Source organism: Pseudomonas sp. TH43, from assembly GCF_016650635.1.
Classification (GTDB): Bacteria; Pseudomonadota; Gammaproteobacteria; order Pseudomonadales; family Pseudomonadaceae; genus Aquipseudomonas.
Map to the genome: position 1 here is coordinate 1,381,645 of NZ_JAEKFI010000001.1, position 21,600 is coordinate 1,403,244.

Here is a 21,600-nt window from a genome sequence, read left to right on the forward strand (position 1 = left end):
GTGCGATTACTGGCGCCGTGCCGAGCAAAAATCGACGATTGCCCGTGATACCGCGTCGATCATCTGCGGGTCGGCGTGGCCCGCGCAAAATAGACGAAACTGTGCATCCGGCAACACCGGCAAGCCATGCTCTTCACCCAGCGCAACCAAACCCTGACCCAGTTGACTTGCCGCCATCGGTGCCAAGGCAAACCCCGACAAGGCTGCCGCGCGCAACCCGGCCGTGCTGGAACAGAGCATGGCGGTACGCTGCGTGAGGCCGGCCTGAGCCAAACGGGTCAACGCTGCTTCACGGTAAGGACACGGCTCGGGGAACAATGCCAGCGGTATGGGGTTGGGCAGTTGCGTGACCGGTTGTGCCGCCCACGCCCACACCAGCGGTTCCTGCCAGAGCAGCAGCCCCGACTCACCGGTGTCACACAGCGAGCCCAGCACCATCTCCAGATCACCCTGTTTCATCAGGTTCAATAACGTTGCGGGGATGTTTACCTGCACATCGATTTCCATGCCCGGATGTTGCGCTGCGCACTCCTGCAACACCCGCAACAGCCGTGCCTCGACAAAATCCTCGGAAATGCCAATCCGCACCCGCCCCTGAAACGGCGTACGTGTGAGCTGCGCCCAGGCGTCGCGGTTCAGCGCGAGAATCGTCCGCGCATACGCCATCAGGCGCTCACCATCCGGCGTCAGTCGTTGTGATCGCGTCGTGCGTTTGAGCAGCGGCTTGCCGACCTGCTCTTCCAGACGCCGCAAATGCCCGCTGACCGCCGATTGCGTCAGATGGAGTTTCTCGGCGGCACGACTGAAACCGTCCTCGTCGACGACGGTGACAAAAGTCTTGAGTAATTGCGCGTCAAACATAGTGAGATACGTGATCAATGGCGGGTTTATTTACGATTTATAGTTAGTAGCGCGCTATGTTGCAATGCCTCGCACTTTCTCCCCGTCTGCCGAGGCTCAACGTGACCACCCTTCTGCACATCGAATGCTCACCGCGCAAACAACGCTCTGCCTCGCGGGAGGTCGCTCGGAGTTTTATCGAGCGCCATCAACAACACCACCCGCAGACACGCGTCGAAACCCTGGATCTATGGAGCCTGCACCTGCCGGAATTCGGTGAAGAGGCGATGAACGCCAAGTATGCCGGCCTCAGCGGCGTTGCCCGGACAGCGACCCAACAATCGGCCTGGGAGGAACTCGAAGCGCTCGCCGCTCACCTGCACCGCGCCGATATGCTGGTGTTGTCGGTGCCGCTGTGGAATTACAGCATTCCGTACAAACTCAAGCACTTCATCGATCTGGTGTCGCAGAAAGACATCCTCTTCAGCTTCGACCCCGAGCGTGGCCCGCAAGGTTTGCTGCAAGGCAAGACTGCCGTGGTCACCTACGCCCGTGGCCTGGATTTTTCCGCGCAATCGACCACACCCGCCGAGCGTTTCGACTTTCAGAAACCCTATGTGGAGGCGTGGCTGGAATTTATCGGGATCCGTGATGTGCACGCGGTGATTGTCGAGAAGACCATTCTTGGCGCAGAGATGGACCGCGACGCGCGGCTTGGCGCCGTACAACAGGCGCGGGAACTGGCCGATCGCCTCGCTGGATAAAGCGGCTGCGCAACCCGCCAGCGACGAGACACCGTGTGCAGCGCGACTCGTCCCTGGCGTTCGGTGACGGCCCTGATGACACCTGCGCAAACCATTCACTACACTGGGCCACCTTCCTTTTCAGAAGCCCGAGCGCAATGACAATTCTAAAAAGCACGACGATTCTTTGCACCGCGCTGGCATTCGCCACCGCCGTTCATGCCGAGGAAAACACTTCGCACCTCGACAGCATCCAGCAACGAGGTCAACTGCGCGTCTGCACCACCGGCGACTACAAGCCTTACACCTTCAAGCGCGCCGACGGCGACTTTGAAGGCATCGACATCGCCATGGCTCGCTCACTGGCTGACAGCCTCGGGGTCAAGGTGCAATGGGTGCAGACAACCTGGAAAACCCTGATGCCGGACATGCAGGCTGGCAAGTGCGACATTGGCATGGGCGGCATATCGGTAACCCTGGAACGGCAGAAAAAGGCGTACTTCAGCAACACCCTCGACACTGACGGCAAGATCCCGCTGGTGCGCTGCGCCGAGCAAGCCAAATACCAGACCATCGAACAGATCAACCAGCCCAACGTGCGCCTGGTGGAACCGGCCGGCGGCACCAACGAAGCCTTCGTCCACGCCTATCTGCCCAACGCGCAACTGGCTCTACACGACAACGTGACAATCTTCCAGCAACTGCTCGATAACCAGGCCGACGTGATGATTACCGACGCCTCGGAAGCGCTGTACCAGCAGAAACTCAAACCGGGGTTGTGCGCGGTGAATCCGCACCAGTACATGCAGTACGGCGAGAAGGCTTACCTGCTGCCGCGCGATGACATCAGCTGGAAACTGTATGTCGATCAGTGGCTGCACCTGAGCAAGGTCACCGGCAACTATCAGAAGGTCATAGGTGAGTGGCTGGCAGTGCCGCAGTAAGGGTTTTCAGCGCTGCGCTGGCCTCGCTGTCGGGTGCGGCGGACATGACGATGAGTCTGCGGGTCGACGTTGGTGCGCCTCTGCTCCAGAGGCGTGTAGTGGTCGAGAAAATGGTCGGGGTCTTCAACCTGATATTAACCTTAGGCCCGCCACTAAAGCTGTGGCGAGGGAGCTTGCTTCCGCTGGGTTGCACAGCAAGCCCCGCTCTTTTTAAAAGAATGGGACTGCTACGCAGACCAACGGGGATAAATCCCCTCGCCACGGGTTATGCGTCACTGGTCAATCGTCATGCAACATCCCGGAGCTGTACTGGTTGAGGCTATTGCCAATACTGTTCCCGCCAAACTTCAGCGTCGTCGCATTACTGCGCCCGTCCGGTGACTGACAATCAGCCGAAAAACAACTCGTCGTGGTCAATCCACCGGCGCCCGAACAAGCGCTCAACACCGATACAGCTGCAGCAATCAACAGCACTTTGACGACATTGGCGCTCATGGGCACGGCTCCCCTCGGGATGAAAAAGCAAGACAACACGACCTTATGCCACCATCCTAGTACCACGCCCAAAACGGCAACATGAAACTTCACCGACCGACAGCGCGGGTTCAGCTTGAGAAAAACCGCGAGACCAGGACAGCCCATGCAATTCCTTCCCCTGACCGAAGCCAGCCCCGACATCCAGGCTCACGTGCGCACCCTGCGCAATCAGCCGGACGTGCGCAAATACATGTACACCTCTCACGAAATCAGTGAACAGGAACATGCCGATTGGCTGACGTCCCTGCACGGCAATCCGGGCCAGCAAGTGTTCGTGGTGATCAAGGATGAGCAAGCGGTTGGGGTTGTTTCGCTGAATGCGATCAACGTTTTGCAGAAAACCGCTGATTGGGCGTTTTATCTGGACGTTGGCTTACAGGGCAAAGGCCTGGGCAGTGTGGTCGAGTTCTGGATGCTCGATTACGCGTTTGATGTCGCCGGGTTGGAGAAGCTCAATTGCGAAGTGCTGTCGATGAATTCGGCAGTGGTGAAAATGCATCAGAAGTTCGGGTTTGAGGTCGAGGGTGTCCGGCGCCAGAACGTGGTGAAGGATGGCGTGCGAATTGATGTAGTTTTGTTGGGCATCACCAAGCCTGAATGGCAGAGCAGACGCCCGGCGCTAGCCGCTGTTATCGAACGAATCACGGCGGGCTGAAGGAGATCAGCCCTTCAGCCACGCCCCCGAAGGAATCTGAGCCAATGCCTTGAACGCAGGCTTGGCAAACCAGAAACCCTGCATCAGATAAATCCCGCAATCGGCGAGAAAGTCTCTTTCCTCCGCCTCTTCGATGCCCTCGGCGATCACCTCCACGCCCAGTTCTCGGCACATGGTCACAACGTTTCGCACGATCACCTGGCGAACACGATCACGGTGAATATCGCGAATCAGTGCCAAATCCAGTTTGATCAGATCCGGCTGAAAATCCGCCAACAGATTCAGGCCGGAATAGCCCGCGCCAAAATCGTCGATCGCGGTCTTGAAACCAAACTCCCGGTACTCACGCAATATCGTCATCAAATGCTTATTGCTTTCAACGTGCTCGCCCTCAACCGCCTCGAAAATCAGCCGATCCAGCGGAAAACCGTGAACGCGCGCCGCTTCCAGCGTGCTGCGAATGCACAGCTGCGGACGGTAAACGGCGTTCGGCAAAAAGTTGATCGACAGATACTCGGCCATCCCTAACTCGGCAGCCGAGGAAATAGCCCGCACCCGACACAGTTGATCGAATCGATAACGGTTTTGATCGTCTATGCGCTCAAGGACAGACAACGCCCCTTCACCATTCACACCACGAACCAGGGCTTCATGGGCAAAGATCGATTGGTCGCGCAGGTCGACAATGGGCTGAAAAGCGAAAGCGAATTCCATATCCGGTTCGCCGGTATCTTTACAGCCCTGGCAGCCTCGGGGAGCGCCAGATGGTTTTGCAAAGTCGGTCATGACACCCCCTGAAAACGAGTTACAACCTTCCATGGTCGTAAATTATTGAACCGAGTTACCGGCAAACGCCACTTGAATGGTAATCCTCGGCGCTTGGAACTTTGAATTCAGCGCAGGCTCATCGTTCACTTGATCAGGTGCGAAAATGCGCGGTCATTCGTTGCAGGTCCTGCCCCAGCGACGCCAGCTCGATCGTCGCTGTCGCACTTTCTTCGCTGGCGACCGCCGACTGGTCGGCCACATCACGCACACTGACGATGCTGCGATTGATTTCGTCGGCCACGGCACTTTGCTGCTCGGCAGCGGCGGAGATCTGCAGGCTCATTTCCTGGATCGTCCCGATGGACTGATTGATCTCGGTAATTGCCAACTCGGCCTTCTGCGCCAGCACCACCGTATCGAGCGTTCGCTCGCGGCTGGAGACCATCAGCGTAGCGGCCGCTTGCGTGCGTTGTTGCAGAGTGATGATCAGCGCTTCGATTTCCTTGGTCGAGTCCTGTGTGCGCTGAGCCAGCGAACGCACTTCATCTGCGACCACGGCGAACCCGCGCCCCTGCTCGCCCGCCCGCGCCGCTTCGATAGCGGCGTTCAACGCGAGCAAATTGGTCTGCTCGGCGACGGCTTTGATCACGTCGATCACTTTGCCGATCTGCTCACTGTCCTGAGACAGCACGTTCATCGCAGTGCCCAACTCTTCAATGGCCACAGACAATTCACTGATCTGCACAGTCGCCTGCTTCACCACTGCACTGCCGTGACGAGCCTGTTGATCGGCCAAGGTCGCGGCAGCGGATGCATCGGTGGTGTTGCGAGCCACTTCCTGCACGGTCGAGGCCATTTCGTGCATCGCCGTGGCAACTTGATCCACTTCACTTTTTTGCTGACGCACACCCGCGCTGGTCTGCTCGCTCATGGCCGAGAGTTTTTCCGCAGAAGTGGAAATATGCGTCACGCCATTGCCGATACCCTGCACCAGCATGTTCAGGTTTTGCGCCATGTCCTGCATCGCATTTTGCAGATCGCCCAACTCATCTTTACGGTTTGATTTGGCCTGTACCGTCAGATCGCCTTTGGCAATACGCCGGGCCAGATCAACCGTCAGCGCCAGCGGCGCAGTGATCTGGCGCGAAATGACCACCGAAGCAAACAGCCCGACCACCAGCGCCAACACGGTCAACAGCGCAATCTGGATAAAGGCTGAGTGCTGATCTTCACGCGCCAGGCGCTGCTGGGTGTCCATCAGGCCGTTCATGATGCTGTCCATCGCCTTGCTTTCCTGATCGACCTGCTGGCGCATGCTTTGCTTCTGCTCAAACAGCCCGGTCACTTCTACCAATACTTCGCGATAACGACGCATACCGGCGTGCGCTTCTTCCAACTGACTCGACAGAGTCGCCGGCAGGCTGGCACGCGCTTGGGTGATATCGCTCAGGAACGTATCGATGGTCTCCAACAGCACTTTTTTGTTCACCTCGTCGGGCACCGCAATGTAACGACGCAACATCAGGCGAAACGTGGTCATGCCGTAGCGCAAGTCGGCCACGCTGCGCAGTTCCCGAACGCGCTCGCTATCGGCAGACACCAAGGCACTGCTCGTGGTGCCTTCAAGCATGCCGGCAAAAGTCTGCGCGTACTTGTCAGACAGCGCACCCAGCGGTTTCAGGGCATCCGTCGTCGACTTATCGGCATCGATCAGCCGCTTTACCTTCTGATCATAGGCAACAATCGTGGATTGCAACGCCTTCAAGGCTTGCTGGTTTTCAGCGCGCGTCAGTGTTTCGAGCGCTTTGCTCACAAGGCCCTGCAAAACATTCAGCTGAACGCGATAAGCGTCGGCGAAAGCTGCATCGGCGGCCGCTTCGTACTGTTTCTCGGACAGACGCATATTTTGCGTAGCGTCATTCAGCGTGCCGATCAGACGCGTCGTGCTCAAGCGATCCACCAGCACGTTGTTACTGTTATAGCCAATGAAGGCTACCGCCAGAACAGCCAGCAAAAGAATGCCGAAACCGGTTCCCAGCTTGCGGGAAACTTTCATGTCACCCAGGAAATTCGATGCAACTGCCATATTCAGCCTCAAACGCCCTGACGCTAAACGCCAGGCACAAAAAATAGATCTCCGGCAACCGCAGTCACCGTCCAGACATTCAGGGGTCGTCATCCAAGGCGTGCTACGGGACGCTCCAGCTGTCCCGGAAATGCAAAATGCGCCTGCTGGTTGTCACGTCCGTAAGAGCCCGGCGCGAACATCGACAGACAACGCCAACACATCGCAGAAAGGAGATCTGGATGCAGGGTTTATCGATTCAGCAGAGGTGTCTGGGAGGGATGCTATTAACTTTGCGAAAACTTGTACAACTTTTTATTTTTGTACAATCGTTGAACTTTTGGAGCTGCGTGATGACGCATTGCCATCACGATTTGTGGCACATCGCTACTGGTGTAGGACGACGCTGAAAATACCGTTGAAAATGCCCGTCCTGCTGAGTAGATGACGGCCCCCGGCCGCTCAATCCCTGGTCGATTTGGGTATCGCAATTCGGCTACTGGTCTTGACCTCACGCAAAGCCAGGCTGGACTGAATGGACGCAATCCCCACCTGACGCCTGAGCACTTGCTCGATGAAGTCACTGTAGCTATCAAGATCTTCCGCCAACACTTGCAACACATAGTCGGCATCACCGGTGATTTTGTGACAGGACAGCACCTGCGGCAATTGCGCAATCACCGCCTCGAAAGCGTCCGGCGCGTGATCGGCATGCGTGGAAAAACGGATGTGCACGAACGCCATGATATCCAGCCCGAGCATGCGTCGATCAAGGTTGGCCTGATAGCCTTTGATGACTCCCGCCTCCTCCATTCTTTTGCGCCGCCGCCAACAAGGGGTAAGGCTCAACGACAGCCGCTCACTGAGTTCGGCGTTGGAAATGCTGGCGTCCTCCTGCAATAACTCAAGAATCGCCAGGTCGGTCTCGTCAAGGCTGATGCGTTTGGATATTTTTTTCTGCATGACGCCATTCCTGAGTAAAAACGCCCGAATAATCCACCAAACCGCGAACACAAAGCAAAGAAAGCGCAGCCCGGCCGGAACAGAATATTTGCACTGGCTCACATTAACGGATGCGCAGAATGTTTACAGTTTTCAGTGATTCCCACCGTTTGCACCACGGCACCGAATTGAAAGACGGAGTGATCAAGCCGTCGTTCGAGCAACCGAGTCGGGCCGACACCGTGCATAACCGCGTCAAACAGGTCGGCCTTGGGCAAATCGTCGAACCGCGCGCGTTTGACCGCTCGTGTTACGTCAACGCGCACAGCGAGCGCTACGTCAGTTTTCTCGAAAGTGCCTGGAGCGAATGGTGCGTAACCGGTCGCACTCACGACGCCTTGCCGCTGGTCTGGCCAGTGCGCGATCTGGCCAACGAAGAGGTGCCGACGTTCATCGACGGCAAGCTCGGGTTCTATGCCATGGACGCCGGCTCGCCCATTACCGCGACGACCTGGCAAGCAGTGAAAACCAGCGCCGACATCGCCCTCACCGGCCTGGCGCTGATTGATGAAGGCCACGACAGCGTCTTTGCCCTGTGCCGCCCGCCCGGCCATCACGCCGCGCGGGAATACATGGGCGGTTATTGCTACCTCAACAACGCCGCCATTGCCGCGCAACAAGCCGTCACCCAAGGCGCCAAACGTGTCGCGGTACTGGACGTCGACTTCCATCATGGCAACGGCACCCAGAACATTTTTTATCAGCGCAGCGACGTCATGTTTGTGTCGCTGCACGGTGAACCGGCGGTGTCCTATCCGTACTTCTCGGGTTACAGCCACGAAGTCGGCGCGGGTGTTGGCGAGGGTTACAACCTCAACTACCCACTACCGAAAAACACCACGTGGGAGAGCTATCGCAACGCCCTGCTCCACGCCTGCAAAAAACTCCAGCAATTCGCGCCTGAGGTACTGGTGATTTCCCTGGGCGTCGACACGTTCAAGGACGACCCCATCAGCCACTTCCTGCTGGAAAGCGATGACTTCATCGGCATCGGTGAGCTGATCGCCAGCGTTGGCTGCCCCACCCTGTTTGTGATGGAAGGGGGCTACATGGTCGATGAAATCGGGATCAATGCGGTCAACGTGCTGCATGGATTCGAGAGCAAACGCGCCTGACTCAGCCGTTTGCATTACAGCCTTTGAATGACAGAACCGGAGAATAAAAACATGACACTTTTTATTGATGTCGACGATGCTGCACGCCTGTTCAACCAGGTCGGGATCCGCCGCGCCCTCCGTGAAATGGCCGGCTACATCGAAGCGGACTACGCACGCTGGGCGCAGTTTGATAAATCGCCGCGTACGGCCAATCACTCAACCGACGGCGTGATCGAGTTGATGCCCACCGACGACGGCCAGCAATACTCGTTCAAATACGTGAATGGTCACCCGGACAACGGCCACAGGGATTTGCTGACGGTCATGGCGTTCGGTCTCCTGGCCGATGTCGACAGTGGTTATCCAACCCTGCTCAGCGAACTGACCTTGACCACCGCCGTGCGCACCGCCGCAACCTCCGCACTGGTTGCGCAATCTCTTGCTCGTCCTGGCGCAAGCTCGATGGCAATCATCGGTAACGGTGCCCAGAGTGAGTTCCAGGCGCTCGCGTTTCATGAAATGTTGGGCATCAGCGAAATCCGTATCTTCGATATTGATCGCGACGCATCACTCAAGTTGAAGCACAACCTCGCGGCGTTCCCTGACATCAAAGTGATTCTGTCCAACTCCGTGAAGGACGCGGTCAAAGGCGCGGATATCGTCACCACGGTCACCGCCGACAAAGCCTACGCAACGATTCTGACGCCTGAAATGATCGAGCCCGGCATGCACATCAATGCGGTCGGCGGGGACTGCCCGGGTAAAACCGAACTGCACGCCGACATCCTGCGCAACGCCCGGGTCATCGTCGAATTCGAACCGCAAACACGCATTGAAGGCGAGATTCAGCAATTGAATGCCGATTCTCCGGTAGTCGAGTTTTTCCGGATTGTGCTGGGTGAAGTGGCCGGACGCGAAAACGATACGCAGGTGACGGTATTCGATTCGGTGGGCTTTGCCCTGGAAGATTTTTCGTCACTGCGCTACCTCAACGACTTGGCTCAGGCACAGCAAATCGGTCAGCACATTCACTTGGTGCCGACGCCCGCCAACATCAAAAACCTTTTCCAACTGCTGGATCCGCAACCAGCCAAAGCCTCGCGTCTGCGCACCGTTAGCTAATCAGTAATGACCGCCCCCAAACCACTTGGCGAGGGGGCCATTCACCCTCCAGGCACCGCTGTGATTGGCCGCTGCCTCTCTAACAAGAACGCTCGCCACCTACTTTCTGCCAAAACTCAAAAACATAAAATCAAGAGGTTTTGCAATGAAATCGAATCCCTCCGGGCTGCTTGAACAGCCCGCGCTGCAGCGCACGCTCAGCAATCGTCACATCCAGTTAATGGCCATGGGCGGTGCCATCGGGACCGGCCTGTTCATGGGCTCCGGAAAGATCATCGCCCTCTCCGGGACGTCGATCATCCTCATCTACATGATCATCGGTCTGTTCGTGTTTTTCGTCATGCGCGCCATGGGCGAGATGCTCCTGTCCAATCTCAACTTCAAAACCTTCGCCGACTTCGCTGGCGCCTACCTCGGCCCACGCGCGGCGTTCTTCCTCGGCTGGTCGTACTGGCTGAGCTGGAGCGTGGCGGTGATCGGCGACGCCGTCGTCGTTGGCGGATTCTTCCAGTACTGGTTCCCCGACGTACCGGCGTGGCTACCCGCCGTCGGCATGCTGGCAACCCTGTTCGCCCTCAACGTACTGACCGTCAGGCTGTTCGGTGAGGTGGAGTTCTGGTTCGCGATCATCAAGATCATTGCCGTCGTGACCCTGATCAGCGTCAGCACCGTACTGATCGCCAGCTCCTTCGTCTCCCCCAGCGGTGTCACCGCGTCCCTGAGTCACCTGGTGGACAAACAGGCGGCGTTCCCTAACGGCTTGTTCGGCTTCTTCGCCGGATTTCAGATGGCGATTTTCTCCTTCGCCGGCACCGAGCTGATCGGCACCGCCGCCGCCGAAACCCGCTCGCCAGAGAAGACCTTGCCGAAGGCAATCAACTCGATTCCGCTGCGGATCATCCTGTTCTATGTACTGGCACTGACCTGCATTATTGCCGTGACCTCATGGCAACAGGTCTCCCCGGTCAAAAGTCCCTTTGTCGAACTGTTCCTCGTCGCCGGGTTTCCCGCAGCGGCCGGCATCGTCAACTTCGTGGTCCTGACCTCAGCGGCCTCCTCGGCCAACAGCGGCGTGTTCTCATCAAGCCGCATGCTGTTCGGGCTGGCCAATCAGGACAACGCGCCCGGCATATTCCGCCGACTGTCGAGCAACAGCGTGCCGCTGCTGAGCCTGGCGTTCACCACGTTATTGATGCTGGTGGGTGTGCTGGTGCTGTTCATCGTCCCGGAAGTCATGACCGCCTTCACCATCGTCTCCACCGTGTCGGCGATTTTGGTGATTTTTACCTGGTCGACGATCCTCGCTTCTTACATCGCGTACCGCAAAAAACGCCCGGACCTGCACGCGATGTCGGCTTACAAGATGCCCGGCGGCGTGCCGATGGCGTGGTTCTCGCTGGCGTTCTTGGGGTTTGTGCTGTGTTTGCTGGCGTTGCGGCCTGATACGCGGATTGCACTGATGGTCATGCCGGGGTGGTTTGTTTGGTTGGCGATTGCTTATCAGTTGACGCGGTTGAGGAAGCCTAAATCTGCGGTTGAGTCGGCGAGTCAGTTTGGCTAGATCTGCGAGCGAAAGCCGTCACCTGAAAAGTGACGGCTTTTGTTCCCAGTGAAAGAGCATTTCACCTGCCCATGGCGGGACAGGCTTTACGCCTTCACCTCAACGCTATCCAACGCCTGATTCACCGCCAACTCCCCCAACATCACCACCTGCGCAATGCCCAGCGCGGTTTTTCGGTGTGAAAGATCGAGCGTTGCGGCAAAGTTGATGAGCATTTCCGAGGCAGAACCGAGGGTTTCGCTGGCGTTGGCCAGCAGGGATTCCGTGTCGTACTTCGGATTGGCGAAGTACATGCGCTCGGGTTCATTGACGCTGCCCATGATGTGGCCGGGCGGGAGGAGATAGTGATCGAGGGCGCGCTCGGCGGCTTCGTGGAGTTTTTTCGAGTTGAGGGATTCGTAGGGGGATGCGGGATCGGTTTCTGGTGGGTTGGGTGTTGGTTTGAACATAGATGGAACCTCTAGCGCGATTACTAAAAGAAGCCATCACCCACGCTACCAAACGATGGGTGGCGGCCATACGCGGGTTGGTAGACCGGTCGCACTAGAACCCGGCGCCCACGAATGGGCCCCACGCATGACCACCATGAAATCCGAGTCCTGGCAAAGCGACTGAATATGGTGACACATGCATCTAGACACGAAGCGGGCTACCAAACCCGATCACTGGTTTGCAGTGATGCGGGGACGATAGAACGTGCGGGCTAGACGTACAAGCCGGGGGATTCTGTCTTACGTGTAGGGGGCGGCGCAAGGTTGTGTAGGGCTAGGGTTGTGCCAACCTGATTCATTTAAACAAGTACGAGCATTGCTGTTTAAATCGACGAAAAATGTCGTGTGCATAGTCGCCAGTCACTGACCAAAGCAAGTCTGATACAGTCGGCAGCGGTTAATTCGATGACAGGAAGTCAAACATGGCAAAGCCAGCCGCATGTATCACATTGAAACCCCAGCCCCTCATGTACGAGCAGAACTCAAAGTCGTTGACGGCGTTTTCACGATGAAAACGAGCAAAGCCAATTTGAATCGCACAATGACTGCAAAAGATCGATATGACATCTACTGGGCATTGTCCGATGCGTTTGTCGACAATGAGGTGGACTACGAATCTATCGCCCGACAGACCGAAGATTACGACCCGCTAGAAATAAAACGAATGCTCTACGAGGAAGTCGCCCCTGTCTGCCACACGAATTTTGACTGCGTGATTCCAATCATCTGGTTGGCATTTAACCGAGAGCAATTAAATTCAGACATCGCGCAAATGTTGGAAGCCCGAGCAAGTAGTCGCTTTCGGCGACAGATAGACAAACTGTTAATCCGCTGGCTTGAGTTCCGATACAAATACATCTGGAGAGAGATCTCCGCGCACTATCGAAAATGAACTGTTTTAGGCACGATCCGGTGTAGACCACGATACTCAGCCGACCAGCGTCGGCGTGTCATCACTAAGCATGGCCACATCGATCAAAGTGCGTAAGGCTCGCCCCACCTCATTCCTGATAAACTCCCCCACCTTCGCCCCTCTGATCCAGATTCCCCCAATGCCTCTACAACCCGCCCCACTCTCCCGTCGCTTCTCCGTCGCCCCGATGATGGATTGGGCGTAGCCCCTCGTTTGCCCCCCGGCCAGCCTGACTCATCCCTACAGCACATAATGCTTTGTAGCAATTTTTAAGCATGCAGCAACTACAGCCCACCACAAGCACTAACGGTACTATGCTATTTCTTTTTCGAAAGGAGGCGATGCTATGGCAAACGAATATTCGTTGTCGGATGTGCTGGAGAGGATTTACCAGAATCAGCTCGGCTTGGAAGCAGCCTTGATGGAGCTAACGCTACATGCTGAACAACAAGGTTTGGCCGAAGTCGGGGACAACGTTCGAGGGGCTCTGTGGGTGATCGGTGAAAATGCTGGCCATATCAAACAGGGGCTTGCCCGGCTCAGAGGCAAAGCTTAGCTAGATAATCAGCAACGCTACGCTGCGCACTGACCACGAAGCCCCCACTAACTCAGTTTCCCGGGACCAATCACTACGTTTGTACCTATTTTATAAGATTGACTCGGAATCCTCGAGCACGGGCTCCAGCCTACCTACAGCTGTTCAACGTAGGCAACACACCTAGTCGATCAATCTGCGTCAATTAGACAAAAGCAGTGTATTTGGTACATATAGCTTCACTGCAAGCACCTTCAAGTTGGTGATATCGTGTGGCCACTGCCATAGGATGCACAGGCACCTTTCAAATCGAGCAAAACTATTGATGGAGCAATATCAATGAAGAATATCTATATTAATGAGATTGTTAATATAGAGTCAATGGACTCTCAAGTTGCTCAGTTCACGCACCTTACCTCTTGCATACGATCTATACTTCAAATAGCCGCCATATCCTCTTTAGAACTGATAAAGAACCATTCAAAAACAGCAGATGAATTTCAAGACTTTGAACATCTAGCTGTGCGCTTCCAACATCCATCAGATGGTTTACCTGTAGAAGTATTAGACAAGGCTATCCCACTTATAAGAAGCCTGATATGCCCTGAATTTTTGCACGGTTGGTATGAGCGATCTAAAAGCAATGAAACTCCTTTTGTTAAACTAATAGATAGCTGGGTTCAGTTCAGAAACAAAGTATTTCATGGTGCGCCAGACCAAAATGATATCAGAGAATGGCAACCAAAAATGCTTTCAATATTAAAAACAAGCGTCGAAGTTTTCGCAGATGCAATACCAATTTTCTCCGGAGAAAAAAAAGAATTGGCGCTAGGCTCAAATTACGCCAACTTAGCCATTAGCACACCATTACAATATGAAAACAAACCGATTGTTATCACAAAAGTATCCGCAAAAAAGGGCGTATGGAAAATACAGGCTAAGCAGGTATGCTGGACGCAATCGCTAGACATACTACTCGACATTGAAAGCTCTAATGTATTCAGAGAACAAAGCATCGACCGCGGCAGCAAATTCAATTATACAACATTATTCTTAAATAACCGTCGGCACGGCATCTTACAGAATATCCCAACGAGGCAAACTAGAACTTTTGAGGGCAGAAAGAAAGAGCTCGACACACTATTAGAATGGATCAATGAACCTGAAGAATCGAAATCCTGTTTGATTTATGGAGATGGTGGCTACGGAAAAACAACGTTAACACTAGAGTTTCTAAACAACATCCTCGACGGCCATACACAAATAATATCACCACCCGAAATCATTAGTTACCACACAGCCAAAATGACAAAATGGACCGATCAGGGCATGGTCCACTGCCGTGGCATTTCTAGTGCTATGGGTGAAAGCGTTAGAGAGCTAATGTACTGCTTTCAAGATGTACTTGGTAAAGAGTGGTACAAAGTCGACGGCCTAGAATTGATCAACAAAGTGCAAACAGAGCTTTTAGCACAAGGTTATAAAAGGGATGACATCCTATTAATCCTAGATAATACAGAAACACTTACATCGTCTACCTCTGACACCGAGGAGCTAAACCGCTTTTTTGAGCAGGTCGCTAAAAGAATAGGGCGAATCATTATTACCTCCCGACGGAGAGAAGACCTTGGCGCCAAGCCGATAAAGGTTACTCAACTCGCAGAGTCCGAATCCTTGCTTCTCATTACTCGGCTTGCGAAAGAGTATGATGCAAAACCTATTAAACAAGCAGGCGAGCCTAAACTCAGAAAGGCTTGTGCACAATTAATGCATAAACCGCTCCTTATAGATGCACTAGTAAAATACATCGCCAGAACTCCCATCAGCATAGATGAAGCTCTTAACAATGTTCTCCGCAAAACAAACGACCAGCTATTAGAGTTTCTTTACGAAGATGCTTGGCAACGAATGAATGAGGGACAAAGAAACGTATTTTTTATATTAGTCCTAATAACCTGCCCAGCAGATGAATTTTCTGTGGGATATGCATGCCAAGAAGTCGGTATTCCTCACGACGAATTTATCAACGGTCTTGAAGAGACTTACTTTGCAAATCAATCGAAAAGGGGTAACACCTACCAACTTGAAATAGTTGATTTGGCTCGTCAATTTTTCCAGCAGCAATTAGGAAAACTTTCAAAGGAAACTCTTGACAGTGTGAAAGCCCATGCAGAATCGGTTGACAACTTCGCGAGAGAAAAAGAGACTATAGAGCGAGAATATAAAAACGATCGGATCTCTCAGGCTTTCAAGGTTCAATATGCCAAAGCAGCAAAAGTCGCTTCCGAAAAAGGCCAAATTGAAGATGCCAAAGATTACTACGAACTCGCGATCCAGGAAGACCCACTCAATTCTGCCTTACATGACAGATTCGCCTGGTTCCTACTTCACAAGGCACATAATATTGATGCAGCGTTAGCAATTTCGGAAAAATCGATTGAACTTGACCCAAAAAATCCTGACGCACTTATTACTATAGCTATTATCCATTATCGCCGACATGAGTTAGAAGAGGGTGATAGCTACATAGCCAGGGCTTTCGCAGAAGGAAAATCAGAATCTCTCTGCTTCCTAAGGATGGGGATCGGTCGTTATCACTCTGCACGAATCTCACAAGATCCTAAAGTTGGACTTGCTCTATTAGCGAAAGCGATTGAATACCTGAGAAAAGCGGATCGATCTTTAAACCCAGCAGATAACTACTCAATGAAAAACGCGAGTGATATTAAAAGATTTCTTGCAATGGCACAAAATCTCACTTATACGCTTCAAAGCGCAAAACCGATCCCCCTTAACAGGGCAATTCGCATTAAAGACCTTGGGGGATTTGACCCAGCTTAATAACCAGCCAATATTTATACATTGGCATCAAGCGCTTACCCTTACCCTCGTTATCAGCTCCCAAGCTAATAACGAGGGTTCGGTTCCCTTCACCCGCTCCATTATTTTCAGGGCCTCCAGCCTACCCCGCGTCAACAAGCTGCCTGTTTCGAACTTGCACAGCATCCGAACAGCCTGAAACCGCCACCAGCGCTTAGACGCCCTCCATCTAATTCGCGCCCCCTGTAACTGGCCGTAAACATCATCACTATTTACACGACACGACCCAAAGCTGGTCCAGATTTGTCGTGTAACTCTGGCTCATAATCTCTCGCCGCATGCCCCAATCTGGATTGCTAGGCACACTCGCGGCCCGGAGCGTCCCTCTACCCCATCGTCCGTTGATTTCGTCCAACACCGCCATCACCCTAGTCGCCTCAATCGGCTGAGATGTGGCGAACAGGTCGTCCGTGTATTCACCCGGCTGGCATAGATTCAGCAGCATGACTTCCGCTTTGCTGTAACTGAATCCAGGACTGAACACGCGGTCAAGCGCATCGACTGCAGCAGTCGTTAGGAGCCGAACGTCATCCGTTGGATAAGGCAGATCCACCACGACACCATTCGCATATTTAGCCTCATCGGGGTTAAACATTCCGGTACGGATGCTGACCCGGATCTTCTTGCATAGTGACTTTTGTGCCCGTAGCTTTTCCGATGCCCGCATCATGTAGGTTGCCACGGCCTCCTTAATCGGCGGCAGCTCCTTCAGTCTTTTGCCGAACATCCGGCTGCAGCAGATCTCCTGCTTTGGCGGATCCGGTTCATCCAGCTCCAGGCACGGCGTGCCGGCCAATTCCCGGGCAGTTTTCTCGATCACCACGCTGAAGTTTTTTCTCAATGTCCACGGGTCTGCCTTAGCCAGATCCATGGCGGTTTTGATCCCCATGCCGTCCAAATGCATTTTCATGCGCCGGCCTACTCCCCACACCTCCGCTACATCCGTGTTGCGCAGCACCCAGTCGCGCTTGATGGTGTCGCAAATATTCACGACACCACCGGTTTGCGCCTGCAGGCGTTTGGCTGTGTGATTGGCCAGCTTGGCCAAGGTCTTCGTGTGCGCGATACCGACACCGACCGGGATGCCCGTACAGCGCAGCACCTGGCTGCGGATCTTGCGGCCGAGAGCGTCTAGGCCACCAATGCCGGTAAGGTCGACGAAAGCTTCGTCGATGCTGTAGACCTCAACGGCTGGCACCATCGCTTCGATCAGCGTCATGACACGTTCGCTCATGTCGCCGTAAAGCGCATAGTTCGAAGAGAACGGGACGATGCCGTGCTGCTTGAGCTTGTGCTTGATCTTGAAGTAGGGCTCGCCCATTTTTACGTAGGGCTTTGCATCATAGCTCCGCGCGATGACGCAGCCGTCGTTGTTCGACAGCACCACGATAGGCACCCTGGCCAGGTCCGGGCGGAAGACGCGCTCACAACTGGCGTAGAAACTGTTGCAATCGATCAGACCGAATACCGGCGGCACTTTAGACATGGCTGCGCACGCTGCCGATGATGACGCCCCAGATAGCCAGCTCATCACCCTCCAACACATATCGAGGCGGGTACTTGGGGTTTTCTGACAAAAGGATCACGTCCTTTCCCCGAATGCACAGGCGCTTGCACAGAGGATCGTTGTTCAACAGCGCCACGACGATGTGACCATGGGCCGGCTCCAGCGAGCGATCTACCACAGCCAAGTCGCCGTCAAAGATTCCTGCCCCTTGCATGCTTTCCCCGGTGATTTTCACCAGGTAGACATGCGGGGCGCGGATGTTCAGCACCTCATCCAAGGAGATGTGTGCCTCAATGTGATCCGCCGCCGGCGAAGGAAAACCAGCCGGCACTTGGAACAGACATAAAGGCAGCTTCCGGCCACCCCCTGCAATACGGCCTAAAATGAAATAGCTCATGACGCACGACTTCCGACACTGTACGAATGTACAGTTAACTTTCAGATAGCCTTGCGGTCAATTTTTGTAAGAGATATCTGACAGGCGGGCGAAGCGATGTGCGGACGACTTACGCAGTACGAAGGCATTCATGACTTTGTGGCGGCGCTGAGCATGCCCAACGCATTGGTGAACAACACCGGCGATCAACCCTTCGAGCGATACAACGCAGCGCCGAGTATGCAGCTTGCCATCTTCCATCAGGAAGGTGAGCACCTCCACGCGGACATGGTGCGTTGGGGGTGGCGGCCACACTGGGCCAAAGACCGCGCTCCGCCAATCAATGCCCGTGTTGAAAAGGTGGCTCACGGTCCATTCTTCCGAGCGATTTGGCCGCACCGGGCGATTATTGCCATCAATAACTGGTTCGAGTGGGTCGACGAAGGAGGCCCGAAAAAGCAGCCTTACCTCATTCGACGGAAGGACAGAACACCGATTCTGTGTGCCGCAATTGGACAGTATCCCAGTGCCGAACATCCACCAGCAGAGCACGACGGCTTTGTGATCATCACGGCAGACAGCGCCGGCGGCATGGTGGATATTCACGACCGACGTCCGGTGACGCTTTCGCCGGAAATGGCTCGCGAATGGCTCGACCCGGCCACGCAAAAGGAGCGCGCCGAGCAGATAGCGCTGCTTCAAGGTGAGCCAACAGAAGCGTTCGAATGGTTCAAGATTGACCGTGCAATTGGAAACGTTCGAAACCAGGGCGCCGATCTTATACGTCCCATTCAATAGTAAGTGCTATCCGGCTAAACCTGCACGCTTCCAAACGTTACGCGTAACGATAATAACTATGTCAGTTTACCTGCGCATTTTTCGAAGCGTTACGCGCAACGATAATAACCATGTCAGTTTACCTGCGCATTTTCCGAAGCGTTACGCGTAACGATAATAACTATGCCAGCTTACCTGCGCATTTTTCGAAGCGTTACGCGTAACGATAATAACTATGCCAGCTTACCTGCGCATTTTCCGAAGCGTTACGCGTAACGATAATAACTATGTCAGTTTGGCTGCGCTTTTTTTCGAAGCGTTACGCGTAACGATAATAATTATGCGACCCCCGCCGGGGAAAACATTGTCTCGACCCATCATAAAAACCGACAACCGGTTGTTTTGTATGGAATTTTACAAAGCCAATTCCCAACAACAAAAATAATGAATATCCAACCTTTCCACCACAAACAAAAAATGCAATGGATTTTGCTAAAATTTCAATTCAAAGCTTGACGCATACTCCATTGAACCACTAACTTAAATACAGCATCACTCCACGCCTCCTAACACCGCGCAACTCGGCACGGCATGTTTCTTTGCGAGATTGAAAAATGAATATAGTTTTTCTTTTGACGATAATAGTTGAGCTACTTATCAAACTCACCGAACTTTTACAGCTCTGGGGAACAGGCTGCCCAGGATTCACATCGTGGTAGTCAAAACAATCCTCCCAACGACTCTGGCGCCCAGTTCATGATCACCAACTCGCCGCTCACCTCGGCTTTGCCTTGCCGCTGGTTGGTATTGGAGTAACGGATGTCCAGTGTCTCGAAGTGAAAGCCTTCGAACACACGGCGGATGTCGGGGTGGTCGTTGATGCTAACCATCACTTTGCCTTTGCATCGGCGCATGAAATCAGCCATCCGTTCGTAGTTCTCAAAGGGAAAGTCCACGCCGTACCCGGCGGTCTGCCAGTAAGGCGGATCCATGTAGTGGAAGGTGTGGGCACGGTCGTAGCGTTCTGCGCATTCAAGCCAGGGAAGGTTTTCGACGTAAGTTCCGGACAGGCGCTGCCACGCGGCCGAGAGGTTCTCCTCGATGCGCAGCAGGTTGATGGCCGGGGCAGTCGTCGCCGTGCCGAACGTCTGACCGGAGACCTTGCCGGCAAAGGCATGGTGCTGCAGGTAGAAGAACCGGGCGGCGCGCTGGATGTCGGTAAGGGTTTCGGGGCGAGTCATTTTCTGCCATTCGAACACCTGCCGAGAACTGAGCGCCCATTTGAATTGGCGCACGAACTCTTCGAGGTGGTTCTGCACGACGCGGTAAAGCGTGACCAGGTCGCCATTGATGTCATTGAGGACTTCGACCGGCGATGGCTGAGGCTTCATGAAGTACAGCGCGGCACCGCCGGCAAAGACTTCAACGTAGCATTCGTGTGGCGGAAAAAGCGGAATGAGGCGGTCGGCCAGGCGGCGTTTGCCGCCCATCCAAGGGATGATGGGTGTAGACATAAAAAGCAAGACCTTTACTGTATGGATAAACAGGTGCTAGGCTCGCCGCGCTTTGTGCACGGAGCAAGAGCCTTGGCTGGACTTGCAGGGACCATCTGCAGGGACGGCGGTCGATCCGGATGTTGACGCATCCGGATCGACCGCTCTTTTTCACTTCGGTGTTGAGACTTCTTTGGCGTAAGCCTGACAGGCCGCGAGGGCAATCAGCCCCCGGTCACCGTCATCGGTGATGCCGATAACTCGTTGAGCATGCGCTGGGTCAAGTTCGGCTCTTGTGGGGCCATGAACCACGCCGCCGGTGGCGGTGGTGGCAGGCATCGATCCATTGCCGGCGCCGGTGGTGGCGTCGAGTAGGACTGACAGGCGCAGATCAGCAGTGGCAAGACGGTCGCGCAGGCGACCTTGATCACGTTGGACATCGCTCAAGGCTCGGTAATGGGTTTGTTCACTGGTCGCCAGGCGCTGCTCGAGCGCGAGGCGTTTGTCATGTTCGGCACGCTGCTGCGCGGCCGAGGCCAGATTCAGTTGGTTGAGGGTTTCGGTGTGTAGTCGGGCCTGCTCTGCGAGCTGTTTGCCGTAGCGCCAATCCTGGACATGCCAGGTGATGGCCGTGGAACCACCGACCAAGACGACCAGCAGTACACCTTTGGCGACCAGTCGATACGGCGTCGGCATCAGTTCGCCGAGACGCATAACACCGCCCTCGCCCGTCCCCACAGTTCCAGACGATCCTGCAGGCCGTTGAGGCCGCCGTTGATCTTGCGGGTGATGGCATTGAATTCGTTTTGATCTGCCAGTGCGTTCAACCCGTTCACCGACCAGAACCAAGCGGCCGACTCGGCAGCCCACTGCGGCAGCTCAAGCAGCTCGGGAGTGCGCAGCAATCGCTCATCGCCGAACAGCGCCAAGCTGCAGCGCAGATAGTTGTCGTGACCGGTCACCTGGATCAGACCGCGACCGCGATACCGCTGGCCATCGCCGTCCGCAGCGGGAGTGTTGCCCAGTTTCGCGGCCAGGTTGCCGGTGTCGTATTTGCTCAGGTACTGGTCGCCGCCCAGTTCCCGTACGTATTGCAGCTGTCCCGACTCGTGACCGACTTGCGCCAGAAACGCAGCTTGCCGCTTCGGCGTGTTGATCTGCCGATGCGCCATGGCTGCGTTTAGGGCGGATACAAAAACGCCCGCTTGGCGGCGGGCGTTCGGCATGATGCGTTGTAGCTGTTGTTCCGTGATCGACATAAACACTCCAGACATAAAAAAGCCGCTCGATGGCG

General features: G+C 54.7%; 21 protein-coding genes. 10 read left to right on the forward strand and 11 right to left on the reverse strand.

The genetic code is table 11. From position 1 onward, the window contains the following. Nucleotides 1–6: 6 nt before the first annotated feature. On the reverse strand, nucleotides 7–861 hold the full coding sequence (locus tag JFT81_RS06140; RefSeq protein WP_201204874.1) for a LysR family transcriptional regulator: 855 nt from the start codon (nucleotides 859–861) through the stop codon (nucleotides 7–9). A gap of 101 nt (nucleotides 862–962) precedes the next feature. Between JFT81_RS06140 and JFT81_RS06145 the strand changes: the two genes are divergently transcribed. Both JFT81_RS06145 and JFT81_RS06150 read left to right on the forward strand, forming a co-directional pair. Next, nucleotides 963–1,604: an NAD(P)H-dependent oxidoreductase gene (locus tag JFT81_RS06145; RefSeq protein WP_201204876.1), complete on the forward strand. Its 642-nt coding sequence runs from the start codon at nucleotides 963–965 to the stop codon at nucleotides 1,602–1,604. A gap of 137 nt (nucleotides 1,605–1,741) precedes the next feature. Further along, a complete protein-coding gene (locus JFT81_RS06150) occupies nucleotides 1,742–2,527 on the forward strand; it encodes a transporter substrate-binding domain-containing protein (RefSeq protein WP_201226522.1) in 786 nt (261 codons plus the stop codon). Nucleotides 2,528–2,806: 279 nt separating this feature from the next. Here the strand turns inward: JFT81_RS06150 and JFT81_RS06155 are convergent, their stop codons facing one another. Continuing rightward, nucleotides 2,807–3,022 (reverse strand): hypothetical protein, encoded by a 216-nt coding sequence (locus tag JFT81_RS06155; protein ID WP_201226523.1) that lies wholly within the window; start codon nucleotides 3,020–3,022, stop codon nucleotides 2,807–2,809. Nucleotides 3,023–3,167: 145 nt separating this feature from the next. Here JFT81_RS06155 and pseH point away from each other — a divergent pair, with 145 nt between their 5' ends. Beyond that, nucleotides 3,168–3,719: a UDP-4-amino-4,6-dideoxy-N-acetyl-beta-L-altrosamine N-acetyltransferase gene (gene pseH, locus JFT81_RS06160; RefSeq protein ID WP_201226524.1), complete on the forward strand. Its 552-nt coding sequence runs from the start codon at nucleotides 3,168–3,170 to the stop codon at nucleotides 3,717–3,719. Between the two features lie 6 nt (nucleotides 3,720–3,725). On the opposite strand, the gene JFT81_RS06165 is transcribed toward pseH, so the two are convergent. The 3 genes from JFT81_RS06165 to JFT81_RS06175 form a co-directional block, all read right to left on the reverse strand. Next, nucleotides 3,726–4,505 (reverse strand): EAL domain-containing protein, encoded by a 780-nt coding sequence (locus JFT81_RS06165; protein WP_201204884.1) that lies wholly within the window; start codon nucleotides 4,503–4,505, stop codon nucleotides 3,726–3,728. Between the two features lie 133 nt (nucleotides 4,506–4,638). After that, the gene (locus JFT81_RS06170; RefSeq protein WP_201226525.1) at nucleotides 4,639–6,573 is read right to left on the reverse strand and encodes a methyl-accepting chemotaxis protein; all 1,935 of its coding nucleotides are present in this window, start codon (nucleotides 6,571–6,573) and stop codon (nucleotides 4,639–4,641) included. 441 nt (nucleotides 6,574–7,014) lie between these two features. Next, entirely contained in the window at nucleotides 7,015–7,515 is a 501-nt protein-coding gene (locus JFT81_RS06175; RefSeq protein WP_201226526.1) for an Lrp/AsnC family transcriptional regulator, read from the reverse strand. 119 nt (nucleotides 7,516–7,634) lie between these two features. On the opposite strand from JFT81_RS06175, the gene JFT81_RS06180 reads away from it, so the two are divergent. The 3 genes from JFT81_RS06180 (at nucleotide 7,635) to JFT81_RS06190 (ending at nucleotide 11,334) form a co-directional block, all read left to right on the forward strand. Then, nucleotides 7,635–8,669, forward strand: coding sequence for a histone deacetylase family protein (locus JFT81_RS06180; RefSeq protein ID WP_201226527.1), 1,035 nt, complete (start codon nucleotides 7,635–7,637; stop codon nucleotides 8,667–8,669). A gap of 51 nt (nucleotides 8,670–8,720) precedes the next feature. Further along, nucleotides 8,721–9,773, forward strand: a complete 1,053-nt coding sequence (locus JFT81_RS06185; RefSeq protein ID WP_201226528.1) for an ornithine cyclodeaminase — start codon at nucleotides 8,721–8,723, stop codon at nucleotides 9,771–9,773. A gap of 145 nt (nucleotides 9,774–9,918) precedes the next feature. After that, nucleotides 9,919–11,334, forward strand: a complete 1,416-nt coding sequence (locus tag JFT81_RS06190) for an amino acid permease (RefSeq protein ID WP_201226529.1) — start codon at nucleotides 9,919–9,921, stop codon at nucleotides 11,332–11,334. 86 nt (nucleotides 11,335–11,420) lie between these two features. Here the strand turns inward: JFT81_RS06190 and JFT81_RS06195 are convergent, their stop codons facing one another. Continuing rightward, entirely contained in the window at nucleotides 11,421–11,783 is a 363-nt protein-coding gene (locus tag JFT81_RS06195) for a DUF6124 family protein (protein ID WP_201226530.1), read from the reverse strand. Between the two features lie 481 nt (nucleotides 11,784–12,264). Here JFT81_RS06195 and JFT81_RS06200 point away from each other — a divergent pair, with 481 nt between their 5' ends. The 3 genes from JFT81_RS06200 (at nucleotide 12,265) to JFT81_RS06210 (ending at nucleotide 16,114) form a co-directional block, all read left to right on the forward strand. Continuing rightward, nucleotides 12,265–12,717, forward strand: a complete 453-nt coding sequence (locus JFT81_RS06200; RefSeq protein ID WP_347340478.1) for a hypothetical protein — start codon at nucleotides 12,265–12,267, stop codon at nucleotides 12,715–12,717. 367 nt (nucleotides 12,718–13,084) lie between these two features. Then, entirely contained in the window at nucleotides 13,085–13,294 is a 210-nt protein-coding gene (locus tag JFT81_RS06205) for a hypothetical protein (RefSeq protein ID WP_150592446.1), read from the forward strand. A 318-nt stretch (nucleotides 13,295–13,612) separates the two neighbouring features. Then, nucleotides 13,613–16,114 carry a tetratricopeptide repeat protein gene (locus JFT81_RS06210; RefSeq protein ID WP_201226531.1) on the forward strand — a complete coding sequence of 834 codons (2,502 nt, stop codon included), beginning with the start codon at nucleotides 13,613–13,615 and terminating at the stop codon, nucleotides 16,112–16,114. 247 nt (nucleotides 16,115–16,361) lie between these two features. Here JFT81_RS06210 and umuC read toward each other — a convergent pair whose 3' ends face one another. Both umuC and JFT81_RS06220 read right to left on the reverse strand, forming a co-directional pair. Further along, nucleotides 16,362–17,639 (reverse strand): translesion error-prone DNA polymerase V subunit UmuC, encoded by a 1,278-nt coding sequence (umuC, locus tag JFT81_RS06215; protein WP_201226532.1) that lies wholly within the window; start codon nucleotides 17,637–17,639, stop codon nucleotides 16,362–16,364. Continuing rightward, nucleotides 17,632–18,057 (reverse strand): S24 family peptidase, encoded by a 426-nt coding sequence (locus tag JFT81_RS06220; RefSeq protein ID WP_201226533.1) that lies wholly within the window; start codon nucleotides 18,055–18,057, stop codon nucleotides 17,632–17,634. Before JFT81_RS06220 ends, umuC begins: the two co-directional genes overlap by 8 nt. A 96-nt stretch (nucleotides 18,058–18,153) precedes the next feature. Between JFT81_RS06220 and JFT81_RS06225 the strand changes: the two genes are divergently transcribed. Further along, nucleotides 18,154–18,834 (forward strand): SOS response-associated peptidase family protein, encoded by a 681-nt coding sequence (locus JFT81_RS06225; protein WP_201226534.1) that lies wholly within the window; start codon nucleotides 18,154–18,156, stop codon nucleotides 18,832–18,834. A 698-nt stretch (nucleotides 18,835–19,532) separates the two neighbouring features. Here JFT81_RS06225 and JFT81_RS06230 read toward each other — a convergent pair. The 3 genes from JFT81_RS06230 to JFT81_RS06240 all read right to left on the reverse strand — a co-directional run bounded on the left by JFT81_RS06230 (nucleotide 19,533) and on the right by JFT81_RS06240 (nucleotide 21,565). Beyond that, entirely contained in the window at nucleotides 19,533–20,327 is a 795-nt protein-coding gene (locus tag JFT81_RS06230; RefSeq protein WP_201226535.1) for a DNA adenine methylase, read from the reverse strand. A gap of 150 nt (nucleotides 20,328–20,477) precedes the next feature. Next, the gene (locus tag JFT81_RS06235; RefSeq protein ID WP_201226536.1) at nucleotides 20,478–21,020 is read right to left on the reverse strand and encodes a lysis system i-spanin subunit Rz; all 543 of its coding nucleotides are present in this window, start codon (nucleotides 21,018–21,020) and stop codon (nucleotides 20,478–20,480) included. Beyond that, nucleotides 21,002–21,565, reverse strand: a complete 564-nt coding sequence (locus tag JFT81_RS06240) for a glycoside hydrolase family 19 protein (protein WP_201226537.1) — start codon at nucleotides 21,563–21,565, stop codon at nucleotides 21,002–21,004. The genes JFT81_RS06235 and JFT81_RS06240 overlap by 19 nt, the downstream gene beginning before the upstream one ends. Nucleotides 21,566–21,600: the final 35 nt, after the last annotated feature.